We start from the raw sequence: 15,224 nt of genomic DNA on the forward strand, positions 1-15,224 counted from the left end.
ATCGTACATCAAAAGTTAAATATGTTTAGTCCAATCCGCAACGCAAGACTGGATCAATTGTGAAGTTTGGTCAAAAAAGGCCTGATCATGCTGGTATGGATCGGGAACATTTTTACCTTGCCAATGACCTAAACGAAAAGTCTTTCCCTTTGCAAATGGCCATGTCTGTTCAATATGCTTTTGTTGATTTGAACTCATGACCAAAATTAAATCTGATTTTTTGATCAGTTCAGCATTTAATTTTTGGGCAATATGTCCACTCATATCGATGCCAATTTTTTGCATACAGTATTGAGCTTTTTCATCTGCTGCATGTCCAATCATACCTGAGATTCCAGCTGAATAAATATTCAGGTCGGGATGATCTTTTTTTAGGAGATACTCCGCCATAGGACTTCGGCAAATATTACCTACACAGACCACCAAAATATTTTTAAATAACATTATTGGCCCAATCTGTCCAAGTTATAGATGATATTTGAGAAAGGAATCACTTGATTGATTACACGCTGCCAGCGAGCTAAACCAGATGCATCAACATATACAATATCGTTGCTACGCATTTTGAACTGGTTTGCGAGTCCAAAGTCACCAATACTGGTTAAATCCAAATGATAAATTTCGGTCATTGGGCTATTCATATCACTACGTACTACGTAGATTTTACCTCGACTTGCAGAAAGCGAGTTTACCCCAAGACTTTCGCCCAAGACGTCACTTAAACTCATTCCTTGATCACGCATTGGTAGGGATTGATTTTTACCAGATTCACCCATTACATAAATTTTCTGATTTTCGCGTGAATTGACATAAATTGTATCGTTAGGCTGTATGAGTAGATTATGTAGTGAATAGCCAGCCTTTTCTAACTGAATGCTATTTAAGTTGTAAGTTTGTCCTTGGCGTACCAAGGTAATAGACGTATTATCGCCAAATTGACTATTTACTCCGCCCGCCATACCTAACGCAGTATAAATACTTGTTGGTTGGTCGGTTAGATTAAACTGACCACCTTTCATTACATTACCTTGGACAGAAAAACGTTGTCCTTGGTAGGAAAGTACGCGAACAATCACATCTGGGGTTTTTAAGTAACGAGCAAGTTGGCTGCGTAATTCCTGATTGACTTGTGTCAGCGATTTTCCTGCAGCTTTATATCGGCCAATAATTGGAAATTGGATATAGCCACTTTGATCAATTTGATAGCCATTAGAAATAATGGCATCTTGATTGTTAATTGTATTTGTGGGTGGTGTAATTTCAGGGTATGCCCATAAATAAATAGATAAAATATCACCTGAGTTTAGGCGATAACTTTTTTGTTGTTGATTGAATAGATGGGCAAAATTTTGCTGATTTACTTGGGCGGGTTGAACAGCAACTAAATTTTCTTGAGTTAGTTTAATAACATTGACTGTCGAGCCTAAATCAGTCTGAAATGTGCCTTCTTTAGGAAGGTCATAGGTTTGTAAGCCTGAAGTAATGGCACAACCCGTCATACTTAGACTCAAAGCTAACATACAGCTATAACGATAGTAACTCACTCGAATACAAATCCTATTTATAAAATATTTGAATCATTGAAATACGGGTTTAAGTACCCAAATTACTCATTTTAGAATGTTAAGTTTATACTATTCACCTTGTAGAATATAGCTTTACATTTGTTTTAAATCGTAAGTTTAATCAAGACTTGCATGGATGAATATCTTTTTAAAGATCTTATTGTTATTTGAATTTTTTTAAATATACAAAGTTGGTTTTATAGGGTGAATTGTTTAATCCTATAAATATTTTTGATTAAAATTACAGGCCTCATAGAACATCATTACACAATCGAAATTTGATTTTCTGATATAATTTAACGCTATTTACAACATAACGATGATTGATGATTCATCGATGACATAGGCTTCAGTATGTTACAACTCTCCGAATTAAAAATTGCCATAATCGGATTAGGTTATGTCGGTTTACCGCTAGCTGTTGAGTTTGGAAAAAAAGTTCCCGTGGTGGGCTTTGATATTCATCAGAAGCGTATTGATGAATTACGTAGCGGACGTGATCATACCCTAGAAGTTTCTCCTGAAGAATTAGCACAATCAGCTCAATTAAGTTACAGCGCAAATTTAGAAGATTTAAAAGACTGTAATTTCTTTATTGTTACAGTGCCAACCCCGATTGATGAATATAAGCAGCCAGATCTAACGCCATTAGTGAAAGCCTCAGAAAGCATTGCAAAAGTGTTGAAAAAAGGTGATGTGGTTGTTTATGAATCGACCGTTTATCCGGGTGCAACAGAAGAAGTCTGTATTCCTGTTTTAGAGAAGAACTCAGGTTTAACATTCAATCAAGATTTTTATGCAGGTTATAGCCCTGAGCGTATTAACCCAGGCGATAAACTGCACCGTGTGACGAATATTTTAAAAATCACCTCGGGTTCAACACCTGAAGTCGCTGATTATGTGGATCAAATCTATAACTTGATTATTGAAGCAGGCACGCATAAAGCAGCCAGCATTAAGGTTGCAGAAGCAGCGAAGGTAATTGAAAACACCCAGCGTGATGTGAATATTGCTTTAATTAATGAATTGGCTTTAATTTTCAATAAAATGGGCATTGATACCGAAGCGGTATTACAAGCGGCAGGTACTAAATGGAATTTCTTACCATTCCGCCCAGGTTTGGTTGGTGGTCACTGTATCGGCGTTGACCCGTACTACTTGACTCATAAAGCCCAAGCGATTGGCTACAACCCTGAAATTATTTTAGCGGGTCGCCGTTTAAATGATGGTATGGGCGCTTATGTGGTCACTCAGTTGGTGAAAGCTATGCTGAAAAAACGCATTCAAGTGGAAGATGCCAAAGTCCTCATTTTAGGCTTAAGCTTTAAAGAAAACTGCCCGGATATCCGCAATACCCGCATCATTGATATTGTGAAAGAACTGCAAGAATATCATATTGATGCAGATGTTTATGACCCTTGGGTGGATGGAGCTGAGGCGGAACATGAGTACGGTATTAGCCCTGTGCAGGCGCTTGAAAATGGCAAATATGATGCAGTAATTTTAGCGGTTGCGCATCACCAGTTTAAAGACATGGGTGTAGAGGCGATCCGTGCTTTGGGTAAAGCTGATCATGTGCTGTATGACTTGAAATACGTCTTATCTCAAGCTGAATCTGATCTTCGTTTATAAGAGGGCATACCATCATGAATCAATATCAACAGGTATGTGAAAACCTTAAAACAGCGCCTAAAACATGGCTGGTAACAGGTGTTGCGGGCTTTATTGGCTCAAACCTTTTAGAAACCTTACTCAAGCTCAACCAAACCGTAGTGGGTTTAGATAACTTTGCCACAGGTCATCAGTACAATCTTGATGAAATACAAAGCTTAGTGACGGCTGAACAATGGGCGAAATTCAGTTTCATTGAAGGTGATATCCGCCAATTTTCCGACTGCCAAAAAGCCTGTGCAGGCGTGGATTATGTCCTGCATGAAGCCGCTTTAGGTTCTGTACCGCGTTCGATTGCCGATCCGATCACCACCAATGACACCAATATTAGCGGTTTCTTAAATATGCTCACTGCTGCGCGTGATGAAGGTGTTGCCAGCTTTACATATGCAGCCAGCAGTTCGACTTATGGTGATCACCCTGCATTGCCAAAAGTAGAAGAAAACATCGGTAAGCCATTATCTCCATATGCAGTGACGAAGTACGTCAATGAATTATACGCAGACGTATTTGCAAAAACGTATGGCTTTAAAACGATTGGCTTGCGTTACTTTAATGTCTTTGGTCAGCGCCAAGATCCGAAAGGCGCTTATGCGGCTGTGATTCCAAAATGGACTTCATCGATGATTGCTGGCGAAGATGTGTACATTAATGGTGATGGTGAAACCAGCCGTGATTTCTGTTTCATCGATAACACGGTTCAAGCCAATATTTTGGCGGCAACAGCATCTGATGAAGCGAAAAACCAAGTGTATAACGTGGCTGTAGGTGACCGTACTACGCTCAATGAGCTATATCGCGCCATTCAGGTGGCACTTGCTGAAAATGCGGTGAACTTTGAGCGCGATCCTGTATACCGTGAATTCCGTGCAGGTGATGTACGTCATTCGCAAGCCAGTATTGCCAAAATTGAGCAAGGCTTGGGTTATGCACCGCAGTTTAAAATTGCCGAAGGCATTCAATTGGCCATGCATTGGTACGTCAACAATTTAAAATGATCTTGAACCGATGATTGCGAAACTCTTCGCAAAGTATCAGTCCATTGGATTGATTACACTCAGTTTACTGGCAGGTGCGATAATGACATTTATCGCACTTCCTGTTTTAACACGCCTATATTCTGTTGCTGATTTTGGCGCGTATGGCATTGCTTTGGCGATTGTCAGTGTACTTTCAACAGTAGCCAATTTGCGTTTGGATCAAGCGCTGTTGGTCGCTGAGGAACAAGATAAAAAAAGCCTGATTTTTGAAGGGGCTGTATTCTCAACAGTAATCGCTGTGATGAGTGGCATCGTCATCAGCTTGATTTTAAATGTTGAAATGGCAGGTGCGGTCGCTACAGGTGTACTTGCCAATACGCTGATTCAGAGCGTTTATAACTATCAATTTGCTGCGCATAAGGAATATTTTTGTGCGAGCTTAAATATTTTTAGAAGTGCGATTGTGGTTGCAGTGCAATTGAGTTTGCCACTGTTCATGCAGATCAGTTTGGTGAATAGCTACAATGTCAGCTCGATCCTGATGATCGTGGCGATGTTGCTCTACCTATTGAAGTATCAGCTCTATCAAGTCAGTTGGCATGCATTTAAACATTACAAAGATTTTATTTATGCCAATACCCCGCATGCCTTGCTGAATAGTTTTTCACATAACTTGCCATACTATGTGGTGTCGCATTTTGTCGGTGTGCAGGCGATGGGCTTCTATGCCATTGTCGAAAGGACTTTGCGTGTTCCGATTAATTTGATTTCGCAAACTTTGCGTCAGTTCTTTATTCGCAAATTTAAAACCACGGATTCCAATCAAAGTGCTTTAAAGGCGAGTGTACTACTCAGTCTGGTTTCACTGCCATTATTTGCTTTGGTCTTTGTATTGCCTGAATCTTTATATTTATGGGTTTTTGGCAGTGAATGGGTGGGTATTTCGAGCTATTTCCAAATTTTAGCTTTGGGCTATTGGGCGGTTTTCTGTAATCCGCCAAGTTCAGCCTATTTAATTGCTAAGCGAAATAGCCAAGTATTATTTAAACTGCAAATCGTAGAGCTCATCATTAAGTTCGCTTTATTTGCAGGCTTATATGTTTTATGTGCCGATAAAATTTATATGCTCTTGGCGGTGCCGGTGGCACTCATCATCTATAACTTTGCCATTTTATATGTGGTGTGGAGAAACAAAAGCTGATGTTTTTTAAACTGTTAAAACTGATGAATTGGTTCACTGCACAATGCCGTCAGCAATTTTATAATGTGGCTTTTGGCACGAAATTTCGTTATTTCGGCAAAGCCTGTACGGTCGATATCAGCGGTCAGGTCAAAATCGGTCAGAATGTTTATATTGGCGATCATGTCAGTTTAATTGTCGAGCAAGGCGCAATTTTAGAAATCGCAGATCACAGTTTTATTGGTGAAAGCTGTTATATCAAATGCTTTGGTGGCAAGGTGTCTATTGGCAAAGACGTGAGTATCAATTCTAAGTCATTTATCAATGGTTGTGGCGGTGTGAGCATTGGCGATAATACCCGTATCGGCACGCAAAGTATCATCATTGCGAGCAATCATAAGTTTGGTGAACCTGATGTGTTGGTGAAAGATGCCATCACTAAACAAGGGGTCAGCTTGGGTGAAAATATTTGGCTCGGTGCCCGTGTCACAATACTTGATGGCGTAACGATTCCAAATGATTCCGTGATTGGTGCGTGTAGTCTTGTGTCGAAGCCTTTGGATGTGTCAGGGGTGTATGTCGGCAGTCCTGCCAAAAAAATCAAATCGATCTGATCTTATTTTTCATCCTGCATCGTGACTGCGGTTTCCATATCGTAAAGTGGATTTTCAGCGTAAAATAGCTGACTTATTTTCCTCCTTTTAAGTTGCCTCGCTTCATTCAGGTACTGTGTATGTCATTTATGGTTTCTGCTTTTCGACAGCTGTTTGATTTGGCTTATTTTATGGCAAAGGGCAGTGTGGCTTATGCACGTAAAAAAGGCGTAAAAGTCGGTGAAAATTGCCGAATTTATATTAAAAGCTGGGGCTCAGAACCATTTTTGGTCAGCATTGGTGATCATGTGACTGTAACTTCAGGGGTGAAATTTATTACTCATGATGGCAGTACGTGTTTGGTGAAAGATGCGCAAGGTAAACGCTACCAACGCTTTGCACCAATTCAAGTCGGTTCGCATGTATTTATTGGGGTCAATACAATCGTTATGCCCGGTGTGAGCATTGGCTCCAATGTGGTAATTGGTGCTGGCTCGGTGGTGACCAAAGACATTCCTGATCATAGCGTGGCGATTGGCGTACCTGCCAAAGTGGTATCCAGTTTTGCAGACTATCAAGCCAAAATTCAAAGTACCTGTGCCAGCGACAGTGAGCTGGCGGGCATCACGGATTATCGTGAGCGGGTGGAACGTGCCATGGCGATTCAAGCCTCAAAAACACTGCATTAATATTCTCCCATTTTAAAATTTAGGTCTGATTATGTTGAATAAAGTTATGTTCTTTTTGCCGAGCTTGGGCGGTGGCGGTGCAGAACGTACAGTCATTCAACTGGCGAACAGCTTTGCTGAACAAGGTCTGAATATTCATTTGGGCGTGTGTGATGTCACAGGTGATAAAGCTAAGCTGTTGCCTGAAGTCAGCCGGAAAATTCAATTGGTCAATTTTAATTGCGGTCGGGTGATGAATAGCATTACACCGTTAAAGATGAAGCTGAAAGCTGAGCACTATGATTGTTTGGTGGCAACGCAAACCCATACCAATATTGTGGCGGGCATTGCCAAAAAGCTGGCAGGCGTTCAAACCGCATTAATTTTCCGTGAAGTATCGACGCCATCTAAGAATTTGAAATTGCAGGGCATTACCAAATTTGTGCTGAAAACTTTGGTGAATTGGACCTATCCCATGGCCCAGCAAGTAGTCTGTGTCTCCAAAGGTGTAGAAACGGACTTTCGTGAATATTATGGCTATAAAAAAAATAACCTCAGCACCATTTATAACCCTGTGCTGGATGATGCCTATTTTGAAAAGCTTAAAGCGCCTGTAACACACCGATTTTTTGATGATCAAAATAAAGTAATTTTGGCGGTAGGTCGCCTGACTGAAGCAAAAAACTTTGGTTTTCTAATTCGTTCCTTTAAAGCCTTACATGATCAGCATTCTGAAACACGTCTGATCATTTTGGGGGAAGGGGAATTGCGCGCTGAATTTGAAGCTCTAGTTGCTGACTTGGGTTTGAAAGACGTGGTGGATTTACCGGGCTTTGATGCCAATCCATACGCTTATTTTAAATATGCATCGCTATTTGTTTTAAGCTCGAATTGGGAAGGCTTGCCGGGTGTACTTATTCAAGCCTTAGCCTCTAAAGTGAAAGTGGTGAGTACCAACTGTCCAAGTGGACCAATGGAAATTCTAGAAAACTCTAAGTTTGGTTTATTGGTTGAATGTAATGATCAGGCAGGTTTAACCCAAGCGATGCAGCAAGCGATATTTGCAGATTATGTGCAATATCAAGATGCTGATTTTGAATCACATATTCAGCAGTTTCATAAGCAAACCGTGCTCAAGCAGTATTTGCGAATGATGGAGTCGGCGGCATGAGCAAACCTTTGATGGTACATGTGATCACCAACTTTGCAGGCGTGGGTGGTGCCGAAATGATGTTGGCACGCTTAATTCAGCAAACTGAACATGACTATCAGCACGTGATCATTGCACTGATGAAAACTTCCGAGGTGTACCAAAGTACTTTAGAGCGTTGTCAGTCGCATTATGCGCTCGGTTGGAACGGTTTAAATACGCTGAGTACGGTGAGTCAGCTGCGCGCATTACTCAAAAAGCTACAGCCCGCAAGGGTGCAATGCTGGATGTACCATGCCAATGCATTGACCAGTCTGAGTGTTATTGGTTTAGCGAAAAAACCAAAGGTCGTATGGGGTATTCATCATTCTCTTGCTTCTCCTAAAGATGAATCAATCAGCACCAAGATTGCCTTGGGCATAAGCAAAATACTGTCACAGCAACCTAGTGCTATTATTTATTGTGCGCATTCGTCTATGCAGCAGCATCAGGCCTTCGGCTTTAAAAATGGCAATAGCCAAGTGATTGCCAATGGCGTGTTTCTCGATAAATTTCAGCCTAATCCCCAATTGCATGAACCAATCGTGATTGGTTTTGCAGGGCGTTATCACACGGCCAAAGGTTATCCGTATTTGTTTGAAACCATGGGTTTACTGAAAGATAAAAACATCATCTTTAAAGTCGCAGGTAGCGGAGCGAGTTTAGAGAATCCTGAAGTAAAGGCTTTATTCGATCAATATCAATTGGATAGTCAAAAAGTGCATTTGCTTGATCAAATCTCAGATATGCCTGCTTTTTATCAATCGATTGATGCATTCCTCATGACTTCAATTACCGAAGGTTTTCCGAATGTGTTGGTCGAAGCCATGGCATCAGGTTTGCCTTGTATCAGCACCGATGTTGGTGATGCGCAATATATTGTGCAAGAGCTTGGCGAAATTGTACCGCCGCGCAATTCGGCTGTATTGGTGCAAGCAATTTTAAATTATGTGCAGCAAAGCAATGATGAAAAATTGCAGTTGAAACAAGCCGTGCGTGAGCGCGTAGAAGCACATTTCAGTATTGAGAAAGTGAGTCAGCAATATATGCAAGTTTGGGAGCAAAGCCGTTGAAATTTCTGATGATCAGCAGTTTTTTGCCTTCTGTTTTAAATTTCCGCGGGAAACTGTTGGAAGCTATTCATGCACAAGGCTACGAAATTCATATTATGGCGCCTGAATTCGCATCATTCCCTGAAGAACAGCAAAAACTGCAAGCCCTTGGCTATCATCTGCATGAAATTCCCATGCAGCGCACAGGCACCAATCCGCTGTCGGATTTAAAACTGTTAAAACATCTCTATCAGAAGATCCGTCAAATTCAGCCTGACTACGTATTGTCCTATACGATTAAGCCTGTGATTTATGGCACGCTCGCGTCATGGCTGGTGAAAGTGCCGCATCGTTTTGCTTTAATTACTGGTCTGGGTTATGCCTTTCAAAATGTAGAAGCGGGTAAGCGCAGTCTATTTCAAAAACTGGTGCATGGCTTATATGCGCAAGCGCTCAAACGTAGCGACAAAGTCTTTTTTCAAAATCCTGACGACCTTAAGCTGTTCCAAGACATGCATTTGCTTGATGTCGTAAAGCCGACGGTGGTGGTGAATGGTTCAGGGGTGAATGTGCAAGACTTTGATGTCTTGCCCTTACCGCAAAATGATGTGGGGACAGTTAAAGCCTCATTTTTACTCATTGCACGGCTTTTGGGTGATAAAGGTGTGCGCGAATATGCTGAATCGGCGCGCATCATCAAAGCACAATATCCTGAATCGGAATTTCATTTGGTCGGTTGGATTGATGATAATCCATCAGCTATTTCTAAAGCCGAACTCGATGAATGGATTGCCGATGATCGCCTCAAATATTGGGGCAAACTCAGTGATGTCCGTCCTGCAATTGCGGAAAGCTCGGTCTACGTGTTGCCCTCCTACCGTGAAGGCACGCCACGTACGGTATTAGAGGCGATGGCTATGGGACGGGCTATTATTACCACCGATGCACCAGGTTGTCGTGAAACGGTATCGCACGGTGTGAATGGTTATTTGGTCGGAGTGAAGTCTGTAGATGATTTGGTGCAATGCATGCAATACTTTATTGAAGATCCAAAACTGATTGAGTATATGGGACAGCGTTCGCGAGAAATTGCGCTGAATAAATATGATGTGCATCAAGTGAATAAGCATATGCTGGCTGAAATGGGTATCCATTAAAGGCGATTCACCCAATTTAAGAGGCGATCCAGATGACTTTAAAATATATAAAAAGTGATTTATACCGTTATACGGGCAATCTTGGTTTTAAATCATTTTTGAAAACTTATTTTTTCAATCGTGGTTTTAATTTTTCATTTTGGCTGCGTTTGGCCAGTGCAAAATCATTTTGGGCAAAGTTGGCTTATCCCATTTATTATTATAAAAAAAAGCAGTACGGCATTGATATTCATACCACAACTCAAATTGGATATGGTCTGTTTATTGGTCATGGCGGGCCGCTGGTTGTTAACCCTACGACTGTGCTTGGCAATAATGTAAATTTATCGCAATTTACAACGATTGGTGCCAATGGCGGCCGTCAAGCAGCAGAAATTGGTGACAATGTTTATATTGGGCCAAATGTCTGCATTATTGAGCATGTAAAAATTGGCAATAATGCCACTATCGGTGCGGGCAGCGTTGTGACGAAAGACATTCCTGAAAATGCAACTGCGGTAGGAAACTACGCGAAGGTGATCAGCATGAATAACCCGGGTCATGCAGTCAATCGTCGTTGGACCGATCTCTAAACGACTATATTTTCGGGATCTTTTGGAATGGGCACTACTTGAGTCCCTTTGACGGTTGAAATATTTTACAAATCTGATGGTCTCGAACAGGGTATAATCATTGCTAGAAATGGATACCATTTCCCCATCTTCATCTAATCTTAAGAGTGAACCATGTTAAAGCGCTTATTGGATATTGTGATCGCATCATCTGCGCTGGTGCTGCTGTCTCCTGTTTATGCTTTGGTGGCTTATAAGGTGAAAAAGAATTTAGGTTCTCCTGTTTTATTCCGTCAGCTACGTCCGGGTCTGTATGGCAAGCCCTTTGAAATGGTGAAGTTCCGTACCATGAAAGATGCACTCGATGCGCAGGGCAATCCATTACCTGACAGTGAGCGTCTGACGCCATTCGGAAAAATGCTCCGTGCCACCAGTTTGGATGAAATGCCTGAACTGTGGAATGTGATTAAAGGCGATATGAGTATTGTTGGACCACGACCATTATTGATGGAATATTTACCACTCTATAATTGTGAGCAGGCCAAGCGTCATCATGTGCGTCCGGGCATCACGGGTCATGCTCAGGTGAATGGTCGTAATGCCATTTCATGGGAAAAGAAATTTGAACTTGATACATGGTATGTTGAAAACCATTCGCTATGGCTCGACTTTAAAATCATGCTGAAAACCATAAAAAAAGTCATTGCCAAAGATGATATCAGCGCCGAAGGCGAGGCGACCATGACGAAATTTACCGGCACACCGGAACAAAAAAAATGACCACACTTTATGCAATTTATGGTGCTTCAGGTTGTGGACGCAGTCTCATGCCTGTCGCGCGTCAGCAATTGGCACGTCAAGGTGATGCGGCTGAAATTATCTTTATCGATGATGCTTTAACAGACATCGCTTCGGTCAATGGTCATCGTGCCATGAATTATCAAGCATTTCTAAATGAATTTGCTTCTGAAAAATACGTGCAAATTGCGATTGCCAATAGTCGTGTGCGTGAAAAAATCGCTCAGCGTTTAGAAGCAGATGGCATTCAGCTTTGGTCGATCACTGCGGACCATGTGGTTTTAATGGATCAAATTGAACTCGCTGAAGGTTCTGCTTTGAGTCCCTTTGTCAGCATTGGCTCCAATGTCAAAATCGGCAAGTGTTTTCATGCCAATTTATACAGTTATGTCGAGCATGATTGTGTGATTGGGGATTTCGTTACTTTCGCGCCAGGCGTAAAATGTAACGGCAATATTCATATTCATGACCATGCCTATATTGGCGCGGGTGCGATGATTAAGCAGGGCACACCTGATCAGCCTTTAGTGATTGGTGTAGGTGCTATTGTTGGTATGGGTGCTGTCGTGACTAAAAGTGTCCCAGCAGGCGCAACAGTGGTGGGCAATCCTGCCCGTATTGTGACGAAAAAATAGATTTTTAAACTCGATTTTTAGACTGGGAAAATTCCATGTTAAACAGTGCATTTGAGCCTTGGCCAAGCTTTACCCAAGCAGAAGCCGATGCGGTGTCAAAAGTCCTATTATCCAATAAAGTGAATTATTGGACAGGTCAGGAATGCCGTGAATTTGAAAAGGAATTTGCACAGTTTGCAGGAACTAAGCATGCAGTTGCCGTGGCCAATGGTACAGTAGCACTCGATTTAGCCCTCAAAGCTTTGGGTATTGGTGCAGGTGATGACGTGATTGTCACCTCACGGACCTTCTTAGCGTCAGCAAGTTCAATTGTCACCGCAGGTGCCAATCCGATTTTTGCGGATGTCGAACTGGATTCACAAAATATCTCACGCCGTACAATTGAAGCAGTCGTCACTCCAAATACCAAAGCGATTATCTGTGTGCATTTGGCAGGTTGGATGTGTGATATGGATTCAATCATGCAATTGGCTGAGGAAAAAGGCATTTTTGTGATTGAGGATTGTGCCCAAGCGCATGGTGCAATGTACAAAGGCAAATCAGCAGGTTCAATCGGGCATATTGGTGCATGGTCTTTCTGCCAAGACAAGATTATGACCACTGGCGGTGAAGGCGGCATGGTTACTACCAATGACGAAAGTCTGTGGAAAAAAATGTGGTCGTATAAAGATCACGGCAAAAACTTTGATAGCGTGTATAACAAGCAACATCCGCCGGGATTCCGCTGGCTGCATGACTCATTTGGCACCAACTGGCGCATGATGGAAATGCAGGCGGTGATTGGCCGTTTACAGCTCAAACAAATGCCAGAATGGACTGCAAAACGTAATGCCAATATGGCGCGTATCCAAGCGGCGTTTGAAAATAGTCCGTATTTTACTGTAGTAAAACCATCTGTTGAATATGTGCATGCAGCCTATAAATGCTATGTTCAAGTCAATGTCGATGCATTACCCAACGGCTGGTCGCGTGATCGAATCATGGCTGAAATCAATGCATTGAATGTGCCTTGTTTTAGTGGCTCGTGTTCAGAAGTGTATTTAGAAAAAGCTTTTGATGATACGCCTTGGCGTCCTGCGCAGTCTTTACCGCAAGCTAAACAGCTCGGTGCAACAAGCTTAATGTTCCTTGTACACCCAACATTGTCTGAGCACAGCCTGCAGAAAACCGTGGATGCGATCCAAGCGGTGATCGCAAAAATCTAAACCTGAAAAGAGCGTATAATATGCGCTCTCATTCGCTTTACTGACCCTATTTGAGCATCTTGTGAAAGACTTTATCCGTTCTATAGCATCATTACCGCGTCGCCAAAAACAAATCGTTTTGGTGCTGATGGATATTTGTGTTTTACCGTTAATGATGTGGCTGGCTTATGCCATACGTTTGGCACGCCCGAATGTACAGGTCATGCAAGGACTGGATGCTTGGTACATGTATGTCGGTGTGGTTGGCATTCTGATTTTTGCTTTGCTTGGTATTTACCGTGCAATTGTGCGTTCATTTAATGAAGACTATTTGCTGCGAATTTTAATCGGAACATTTATTCAAATCGTGGCCTTATACACGATCAAAAAATTGAATGTTGCATTTATTCCCATGAGTATTCCGCTCATGTATGGCTTTATGCTGTTTTCATACATGTGGTGGAGCCGTGCCGTCATTCGCTATGCAACATTAAAAACCTTTGCCAAAAAACAAAGCCGTAAACGTGTTGCAATTTATGGCGCAGGCTTAGCAGGTCAGCAAATTGCTGCCGCTTTAAACCGTTCAGATGACTATTTACCGGTTTGTTTTATTGATGACAAACGCTCTTTACATGGACAGTCACTGAGTGGTTTAAAGATTTACTCACCGAAAAAAGCGCAAGCGAAACTTGGGAAATTCGGTATTGAGGAAGTTTTATTGGCAATGCCTTCTGTAGGTCGAACCCGTAAAAAAGAGATCATAGAATCTTTTGATTCAGCAGATGTCAAAATTATGGAGTTGCCGGGTGTAACACAATTGGTCGATGGTCAAGTCCAAGTCTCTGATATTCGCGAAGTGGATATTATTGATCTATTGGGCCGTGACCCTGTGCCGCCGAAACCTGAACTGTTAGAAAAAAATATTAAAAATAAAGTGGTCATGGTGACAGGGGCGGGCGGCTCAATTGGTTCTGAGTTATGTCGTCAGATCGTGAAACATCAGCCGAAAGTGCTTGTACTGTTTGAAATGACCGAGTTTGCACTGTATTCCATTGACCGTGAAATGCAGGCCAAAGGCGTAGAAATTGTACCGGTATTAGGTTCAGTCACCAATCAGCCGAAACTGGAACGCATATTGCAACAATATGGCGTGCAGACGGTTTACCATGCAGCTGCATATAAACATGTGCCGTTGGTAGAAGCCAACCCTTTTGAAGGTATTTACAATACTTCAATTGGTACTGCGCGTAGTGTTGAAGCTGCTGTGAAGCAAGGTGTAGAAACATTTGTTTTGATTTCTACAGATAAAGCCGTGCGCCCAACCAATGTAATGGGTGCATCCAAACGTATGGCAGAACTCTACTGTCAGGGTTTGGCATCGACACATCCAAACACCCAAATCAGTATTGTTCGCTTTGGTAATGTATTGGGTTCGTCAGGTTCTGTCGTTCCTTTGTTTAAAAAGCAGATTGCTAAAGGCGGGCCTGTTACAGTAACGCATCCAGAGGTTACGCGTTACTTTATGACCATTCCTGAGGCAGCACAGTTGGTGATTCAGGCAGGTGCGATGGGGACAGGTGGTGATGTATTTCTGCTTGATATGGGCGAGCCAGTTAAAATAATAGACTTAGCTAAACAAATGATTCGTCTTAGTGGTTTCCGTCCTGTTGATGAAAATGGAATTGGCGACATTGAGATTCAGTTTACGGGGTTACGTCCTGGTGAAAAGTTGTATGAAGAGTTGTTGATTGATGCGGATAATGTAGAAGAAACAGGGCATGAGCGGATTTTAAGGTCTTTTGAAAAATTTTATAATTTTTGTTATATTTTTCAAATTTATATAGATTTGGAAGAAACAACTGATATTGATTTACTATTCAAAATATTGGAAAAAAATGTGGATGGCTTTCATCAATTGACCACAAAGGATGTGTAGATAGATTAATTTTTATAGAAAATAAAAGACACATATGTGTAAAATTAGTATAATTTGATGTATTA

Annotated in this window: 15 protein-coding genes; 13 read left to right on the forward strand and 2 right to left on the reverse strand. The window is 41.7% G+C overall.

The annotated features are described in order from the left end of the window. Positions 1–15: 15 nt before the first annotated feature. Positions 16–444, reverse strand: coding sequence for a low molecular weight protein-tyrosine-phosphatase (locus FTT76_RS10465; protein WP_180190482.1), 429 nt, complete (start codon positions 442–444; stop codon positions 16–18). Continuing rightward, positions 444–1,520 (reverse strand): polysaccharide biosynthesis/export family protein, encoded by a 1,077-nt coding sequence (locus tag FTT76_RS10470; protein ID WP_218955898.1) that lies wholly within the window; start codon positions 1,518–1,520, stop codon positions 444–446. The genes FTT76_RS10465 and FTT76_RS10470 overlap by 1 nt, the downstream gene beginning before the upstream one ends. Positions 1,521–1,919: 399 nt before the next feature. Between FTT76_RS10470 and tviB the strand changes: the two genes are divergently transcribed. The 13 genes from tviB to FTT76_RS10535 all read left to right on the forward strand — a co-directional run bounded on the left by tviB (position 1,920) and on the right by FTT76_RS10535 (position 15,159). Continuing rightward, on the forward strand, positions 1,920–3,197 hold the full coding sequence (tviB, locus tag FTT76_RS10475) for a Vi polysaccharide biosynthesis UDP-N-acetylglucosamine C-6 dehydrogenase TviB (RefSeq protein WP_180190483.1): 1,278 nt from the start codon (positions 1,920–1,922) through the stop codon (positions 3,195–3,197). Positions 3,198–3,211: 14 nt separating this feature from the next. Continuing rightward, a complete protein-coding gene (locus tag FTT76_RS10480) occupies positions 3,212–4,234 on the forward strand; it encodes an NAD-dependent epimerase/dehydratase family protein (RefSeq protein ID WP_180190484.1) in 1,023 nt (340 codons plus the stop codon). Positions 4,235–4,244: 10 nt separating this feature from the next. Continuing rightward, complete coding sequence (locus FTT76_RS10485; protein WP_180190485.1) at positions 4,245–5,417, forward strand: oligosaccharide flippase family protein; 1,173 nt, start codon at positions 4,245–4,247, stop codon at positions 5,415–5,417. Beyond that, positions 5,417–6,010 carry a DapH/DapD/GlmU-related protein gene (locus tag FTT76_RS10490; protein WP_180190486.1) on the forward strand — a complete coding sequence of 198 codons (594 nt, stop codon included), beginning with the start codon at positions 5,417–5,419 and terminating at the stop codon, positions 6,008–6,010. Before FTT76_RS10485 ends, FTT76_RS10490 begins: the two co-directional genes overlap by 1 nt. Before the next feature lie 119 nt (positions 6,011–6,129). Next, positions 6,130–6,678, forward strand: a complete 549-nt coding sequence (locus tag FTT76_RS10495) for an acyltransferase (protein ID WP_180190487.1) — start codon at positions 6,130–6,132, stop codon at positions 6,676–6,678. A 31-nt stretch (positions 6,679–6,709) separates the two neighbouring features. Next, on the forward strand, positions 6,710–7,828 hold the full coding sequence (locus FTT76_RS10500) for a glycosyltransferase (RefSeq protein WP_180190488.1): 1,119 nt from the start codon (positions 6,710–6,712) through the stop codon (positions 7,826–7,828). Beyond that, positions 7,825–8,919 (forward strand): glycosyltransferase, encoded by a 1,095-nt coding sequence (locus tag FTT76_RS10505; RefSeq protein ID WP_180190489.1) that lies wholly within the window; start codon positions 7,825–7,827, stop codon positions 8,917–8,919. The genes FTT76_RS10500 and FTT76_RS10505 overlap by 4 nt, the downstream gene beginning before the upstream one ends. After that, complete coding sequence (locus FTT76_RS10510; protein WP_180190490.1) at positions 8,916–10,055, forward strand: glycosyltransferase family 4 protein; 1,140 nt, start codon at positions 8,916–8,918, stop codon at positions 10,053–10,055. The genes FTT76_RS10505 and FTT76_RS10510 overlap by 4 nt, the downstream gene beginning before the upstream one ends. Positions 10,056–10,087: 32 nt before the next feature. Further along, the gene (locus FTT76_RS10515) at positions 10,088–10,627 is read left to right on the forward strand and encodes a serine O-acetyltransferase (protein WP_180003610.1); all 540 of its coding nucleotides are present in this window, start codon (positions 10,088–10,090) and stop codon (positions 10,625–10,627) included. A gap of 153 nt (positions 10,628–10,780) precedes the next feature. Further along, positions 10,781–11,386: a sugar transferase gene (locus tag FTT76_RS10520; RefSeq protein WP_180190491.1), complete on the forward strand. Its 606-nt coding sequence runs from the start codon at positions 10,781–10,783 to the stop codon at positions 11,384–11,386. Beyond that, complete coding sequence (locus FTT76_RS10525; RefSeq protein ID WP_180190492.1) at positions 11,383–12,039, forward strand: NeuD/PglB/VioB family sugar acetyltransferase; 657 nt, start codon at positions 11,383–11,385, stop codon at positions 12,037–12,039. Before FTT76_RS10520 ends, FTT76_RS10525 begins: the two co-directional genes overlap by 4 nt. 35 nt (positions 12,040–12,074) lie before the next feature. Further along, positions 12,075–13,244, forward strand: coding sequence for a DegT/DnrJ/EryC1/StrS aminotransferase family protein (locus FTT76_RS10530; RefSeq protein ID WP_180190493.1), 1,170 nt, complete (start codon positions 12,075–12,077; stop codon positions 13,242–13,244). 61 nt (positions 13,245–13,305) lie between these two features. Beyond that, on the forward strand, positions 13,306–15,159 hold the full coding sequence (locus FTT76_RS10535; protein WP_257235089.1) for a nucleoside-diphosphate sugar epimerase/dehydratase: 1,854 nt from the start codon (positions 13,306–13,308) through the stop codon (positions 15,157–15,159). The last annotated feature ends 65 nt before the right edge of the window (positions 15,160–15,224 follow it).

It is taken from the genome of Acinetobacter sp. YH01009, assembly GCF_013420765.1.
Lineage (GTDB): Bacteria > Pseudomonadota > Gammaproteobacteria > Pseudomonadales > Moraxellaceae > Acinetobacter > Acinetobacter amyesii.